At 59.3% G+C, this 2,877-nt stretch carries 3 protein-coding genes; 1 reads left to right on the top strand and 2 read right to left on the bottom strand.

Features of this window, described 5'->3' with window-relative positions; translation table 11 throughout:
• Positions 1–200: 200 nt before the first annotated feature.
• Positions 201–704 (top strand): GNAT family N-acetyltransferase, encoded by a 504-nt coding sequence (locus QRN04_RS17465; protein WP_284977300.1) that lies wholly within the window; start codon positions 201–203, stop codon positions 702–704.
• Positions 705–727: 23 nt separating this feature from the next.
• Here QRN04_RS17465 and srmL read toward each other — a convergent pair whose 3' ends face one another.
• Together srmL and QRN04_RS17455 are read right to left on the bottom strand one after the other, a co-directional pair.
• Positions 728–1,846: a PheS-related mystery ligase SrmL gene (gene srmL, locus QRN04_RS17460; protein ID WP_284977299.1), complete on the bottom strand. Its 1,119-nt coding sequence runs from the start codon at positions 1,844–1,846 to the stop codon at positions 728–730.
• Between the two features lie 234 nt (positions 1,847–2,080).
• Entirely contained in the window at positions 2,081–2,551 is a 471-nt protein-coding gene (locus tag QRN04_RS17455; RefSeq protein ID WP_284977298.1) for an SRPBCC family protein, read from the bottom strand.
• Between the last annotated feature and the right edge of the window lie 326 nt (positions 2,552–2,877).

The raw sequence follows: 2,877 nt of genomic DNA, 5'->3' as shown, positions 1-2,877 counted from the left end.
ATTCAACCGGGCAGCCCCGACCACACGGTCGGGGCTCCCCGCATTTAACACCCAACCGCTATGCCCCCGGCAAATGCCTTATATACATGGACCGGGATATACGTGAACCGGGAGGATGACCGCCTTGATTTCCCAATCGGTCACGTCCGCTGTGCGGCCGGCTTAGGGGCATATGGACGCACTCGTAATAGAGTCATGTGATGCTACCGCCACAACCCACTCTTCGATTGCGGTTCCGCGAGACGACTGAGACTGACCTGGATAGCATGGCCGCGTTGCTCGGAGACCTAGAGGTGATGCTCTTCTACCCTGCACCCAAGTCTCGGGATGAAGCAGCTGGCTGGATTCACTGGAACCAAGAGAACTATGCGGAGCACGGGTATGGCCTGTGGATTATCGAAACGTATGAGGGCGAGTTCGTAGGCGACTGCGGCCTCACGTGGCAGCTGGTGAACGGTGCGCAGAAACTTGAGGTCGGGTACCACGTGCGCTCAGACCTGCAGGGGCAGGGGTATGCGACAGAAGCAGCAATTGCTTGTCGTGACTACGCCCGGGACCAGCTTGAAGCCCAAGAACTTATAGCTATCGTTCATCCGGAAAACCGGGCTTCAGAGCGGGTAGCCGAGAAGATCGGAATGCACCGCGTCCCCGATGATCGGGGCGATAACATCGCCGTCCGAGCGGTCCTGGGCATGCAGCTATAGACATGCCCAAGCCGCCCGAGGGCCTACCCGGCAATGAGCTCTTTGACTGGTCCTTCGTGCAATGCCGGGTAGACATCGTCCCGGATCTGGTTGGCCTCCGGATCTGTCATCGTTCTGGTGAGGGGGCGACGTACCAGCCGTATCAGGGCGTTCGCTTGTCCTTTTCGGATTTGAAGCCGTTCCTGCGCCTTCACCGGAAGTTCCGCCTGGGCAGTGAGGGCCAGCAGTTCAACGCTTTCCAAGTCGTCCGCTAGCCCATTCAAGGCAGTGCGGACTCGATCTCCGAGTACTTCCGCGTCCATGTCTGCGGGGACGACGATCGGTATATCCCGTCGGATGGGTGGCATCTGTGAGACTGGCTGCCACGGTTCCAGGTTTTTCATTTGTTCTTCGATGCGCTTGTCCGTCGACCGGAGCAACCTGATGTCCGGGATCCCTTTGCGCAGCATGAGGGCACGGTCCAGGCCCATTCCAAGGGCTAGACCATTCCAGTTGGTGGGATCAAGGCCGGCTTGTTCGAACAGGTGCGGGGCCATGAGGCCGCACTCGGCAAGTTCGAGCCACTCCCCGTCCATAAGGACATCAACCTGCAAGCCGTGTTGGGTGTAGGGATGGATTGCCGGGACTGCGCGCCACTCGGCAACGGGAAGCACAGCTTGAACCAGGGCGGAGATCATGTCTTGAAGGTCGCCGACGTCGAGCTTCACCTGTGAGCTGACACGCCACAGGTCTAGCTGGTGAGGCGTTCCTATATGGGTTCGGTCGATGGAATCGCGACGGTAAACAAGACCCGGGATGGCCCAGAGTTCATCCGTGGACGCCCCAGAGTCCAAAGCTCGGAGCAGCGATGGGATGGAGGCCGAGGTGTGACTCCGCAGCATTACCGTTGGGCTGACGTAGCGGGAGTATTTTTGATCCCGTGTCACGTCAGAGGCATGGAAGCCGAGGTGGTCGTAGTTGTCGACCACGCTGACCAAGGGGCTGTGGCGGATGACCCGGACGGCAACATCCCACTTGCGGCTGAGTGTGGAACTGACTGCTTGCAGAAGAGTTTGCATTGCATGGGGCCCGCTGCTGGGATCGGAGAGGTCCCGGATGGTCAGGGCATCATTGAGTTCGGTGGTGCTGAGGTATGGAGGCATGGTGGTCCGTGGGTTCGGATGTAGGGAGGGGTGAAGTTCTCCCCCCGACTCGAATCCGGCGCCAGGACCTAGGCGCGCGCCAGTAAGCCCTCGCGACCGGAAACCGGTCGGGGGCAAGTAAATCGGCGCATAGACAGCATGAGGGCAGCTATACCCCTGCAGTTCCGAGGACCACCTTGGCAAGATGCTGTGAAAAGGCTGCCTAAACAACCACCCGCCCGGGTACGAAGAACCTCAACCCTGATGTTGATCGTGTTCCAGTATCCGCTTGAGAGCTCTCAAGTCCTTGTTGTTGGCCCGCCGCATTGCCAAGCGAATGAACGGCGCCACCAGCCTGGGGAACCCGCTAGGGGTACCCCGGTTGCGGAGTGTCACTTGGGTCCCGCCCCCGCTCACGGAGTCGTAGCGGTAGCTGGTCTCCATGGGGAAGGGGCCTTCCGCCGTACGCATCACCAATGACCTCGACGTATGCTCGACAATCTCATAGGTGTAGCGAAGCTCCCGGCCGAGGAAATGGGCAACGAACGCGACTTTCGTACCAACGCCCAGAGGGGGTGGCGTCTCCCACTCAACTTGGGAGATATTCGCGTACCACTCGGGAGCGCGGGACGGGTCCGCCATGTACTCCGCCACGACGTCGACTTTCCGTTGGATGTGCTCGGTAACCTGCACATCGATCGCTGGGGGTGCCGCAGGTTTCGTCATGTGGCCCAGCCTAGTCCGCCACATGAACACTCGGGCAGAGGTCCAGGTCTCGACGGCGAGACCCGCCTCGATCATTGGATGGTGGTGTTTGTGGGTGGATTTGCGTTGGTGTGGTGGGGCGTGTATTGTTTTCTGAGTCGCCGGGTGCGAAACGGAAAGCCGGAAGGTGTGTACGGTTCGGTGGGCGGCCAAAAATAACTCTTCTTTTCCAATGGCCCTTGTTGTGGTGTGCTGCTTTTGTGGTGTGCTTGTGGGGGTTATGTTTTGGGGGGTCTGTTGTTTGAGAACTCAATAGTGTGCCAAGTTTGTTGATGCCGATTGTTTTT

Origin of the sequence: Arthrobacter sp. efr-133-TYG-104, assembly GCF_030208915.1 — a bacterium.
In the GTDB taxonomy this organism is placed as follows: domain Bacteria; phylum Actinomycetota; class Actinomycetes; order Actinomycetales; family Micrococcaceae; genus Arthrobacter.
This window is presented reverse-complemented; position numbering and strand designations above follow the sequence as displayed.

What these genes read in the sequence shown, in the direction of transcription:
- QRN04_RS17465 (WP_284977300.1), top strand. Translation starts at nt 201, where the DNA reads ATGCTACCGCCACAACCCACTCTTCGATTGCGGTTCCGCGAGACGACT.
- srmL (WP_284977299.1), bottom strand. Translation starts at nt 1,846, where the DNA reads ATGCCTCCATACCTCAGCACCACCGAACTCAATGATGCCCTGACCATC.
- QRN04_RS17455 (WP_284977298.1), bottom strand. Translation starts at nt 2,551, where the DNA reads ATGACGAAACCTGCGGCACCCCCAGCGATCGATGTGCAGGTTACCGAG.